Source organism: Pontimicrobium sp. MEBiC01747, assembly GCF_053601635.1.
The window spans coordinates 1-2468 of sequence record NZ_JBSHNS010000603.1; the positions used below are offsets into that span (position 1 = coordinate 1).

The 2468-nt window shown below is 33.1% G+C and carries 3 protein-coding genes; all 3 read right to left on the bottom strand.

Annotation, left to right across the window (positions count from 1 at the left end; genetic code table 11):
- Nucleotides 1-538 (bottom strand): YeeE/YedE family protein (locus tag ACVC2P_RS20335; RefSeq protein WP_452600265.1); only part of this gene is annotated, 538 nt, incomplete at its 3' end.
- Between the two features lie 16 nt (nt 539-554).
- A complete protein-coding gene (locus tag ACVC2P_RS20340) occupies nt 555-1967 on the bottom strand; it encodes an MBL fold metallo-hydrolase (RefSeq protein ID WP_452600266.1) in 1413 nt (470 codons plus the stop codon).
- A 214-nt stretch (nt 1968-2181) separates the two neighbouring features.
- Nucleotides 2182-2468, bottom strand: a 287-nt coding sequence (locus ACVC2P_RS20345) for a zinc-dependent peptidase (RefSeq protein WP_452600267.1), incomplete at its 5' end; no start/stop codon positions are given.

Here is a 2468-nt window from a genome sequence, read left to right on the forward strand (position 1 = left end):
ATATTAAATGTACCATAACTAAACCTCCTATAAAAAAACCAATAACAGCAATTAGAGAAGGAAGTTGTAAATTACTTAACCCAGAAATGGCATGTCCAGAAGTACAACCACCAGCATAACGTGCTCCAAACCCAACTAGAAAGCCTCCAATTAATAATATAGAAAACCCTTTAAGTGTAAGCATATTGTCTAAACTAAAAAGCTCTGTTGGTAAAAAAGAACTGTTTGTACTATTTATTCCTAATTCCTGTAGTTGCGCTACAACATCACCGTGTATTTGTGGTGGAGTAGGTGTTAAAAAGTTAAAAGCTATAAAGCCACCAACGATTACCCCAGCAACAATCCATAAATTCCATTTACTAGCTTGCCAATTAAATTTAAAAAAGTCTGAAAAGCGCCCTGCACCTCCAATAGCACATAGTGTTCTTAAATTAGAAGACATACCAAATTTTTTCCCCAGTTTAAGGAGTAAAAACATTATAAAAGCAATTAATGGGCCAGCGACGTACCAAGGCCATGTGTTGTAAATAAATTCCATTTATGTATAATTAGGATTATTTTAAAGTTGAAGGACAAACAAAATCAGAAATAGGAATGCCTGCTTTTTTAATAGCTCCCATACCTCCAGCAACATCTATAATATTGTGTATGCCTCTACTTTTTAAAATAGAAGCTGCTATAACTGAGCGATAGCCTCCGGCACAATGTACGTAAAAAGGCTCATTTTCTGGAAATTCTGATAAGTGATTGTTTATATTATCTAAAGGTGTAAAGTTTGCTTTTTCAATATGACCCGCAATAAATTCGCCTTCTTTTCTCACATCAAAAACAGGAATAGCATTAGCTTCAAGTCTTTCTTTGAATGTCTCGGCAGAAATAGATTCTAAAGTATCTATTTCTTTTCCAGCGTTTTTCCAAGCTTCAATGCCACCTTTTAAATATCCTAAAGTATTATCAAATCCAACACGAGACAGACGGGTGATAGCTTCTTCTTCACTACCTTCATCTACAACCAAAAGTAATGGCTGATTTATATCTGCAATTAATGCTCCAACCCATGGTGCAAATCCACCTTTTAAACCTATAAAAATAGAACGAGGAATATGACCTTTTATAAATTCTGATTGATGACGAACATCTAAAACTAATGCATCGGTTTCGTTTGCAGCTGCTTCAAAAGCTTCTGGCGATAAAGCTTTATCACCTTGTTTTATAACATCGTCTATGTGCGAGTAACCTTCTTTATTTAACTTTACATTTAACGGGAAATATAATGGAGGAGGTAATAAACCATCGGTAAGTTCTTTTATAAACTCTTCTTTAGTCATATCGGCTCTTAAAGCATAATTCATTTGTTTTTGATTGCCCAAGGTATCTACCGTTTCTTTCATCATGTTTTTTCCACATGCAGAACCTGCTCCATGTCCAGGATATACAATAACATCATCAGCTAATGGCATGATTTTGTTTCTTAAACTATCATACGATAAGCCTGCAAGTTCTTCCATTGTCATATTAGCCGCTTTTTGCGCTAAATCTGGCCTACCTACGTCGCCTAAAAATAAGGTGTCTCCACTAAAAATGGCATGTTCTTTTCCATTTTCATCTATTAATAAATAGGTTGTACTTTCCATAGTATGGCCAGGAGTGTGCAATGCCTTAATGGTAACTTTTCCTAATTTAAACTCTTGTCCATCTTTAGCTATAATAGCCTCAAAAGAAGGGGTTGCTGTAGGCCCATATATTATAGGTGCTCCAGTTTCTTTAGATAAAGTTAAATGCCCGCTAACAAAATCGGCATGAAAATGAGTTTCAAAAATGTATTTTATAGTCGCATTATTGTCTTCTGCGCGAGCAATATAGCCTTTAACTTCTCTTAGAGGGTCTATAATTGCTACTTCTCCATTACTTTCTATATAATATGCCCCTTGAGCTAGGCAACCTGTGTATATTTGTTCAATTTTCATATGAATAAAAAAATCATTAGTTTTTATAATTACAAAACTAAAATAATTTTTAGAGTATACAGTTATAACCTAGAGTATAATTATGATAACTAAAAAGTTAAAACGTAAATAAAGCGCTCCTTTTGGGTAAACAATAGGGTATTTTGTGTTGGTTTTTCCTATAATGTTTAAAATTTATAAAAAGGTTACATGACATTAAAGGTTAAAATCATGATTACCTTTTTGCAGGATTTTGTTGAAAACACTGTTTAAGAATATTATAAAGTTTTGGATGTTTCTTTTTAAAAAGTTTTGGTCTTTCAAAAAAATACTCTGAAGTAACTGCAAAAAACTCAGCTTCGTTAGTTAATGCATATTTTCTAATATCCGATTGATCGTTATTTATTGCTTTCATTTCGCTATGCATTAATTCTTGCCATGGCTTTATATAATCTTTACCTAAAATGTGTTCAGGAATACCGTCAGTTTTACCATCCATTTTATCTACTAAATGAACAAATT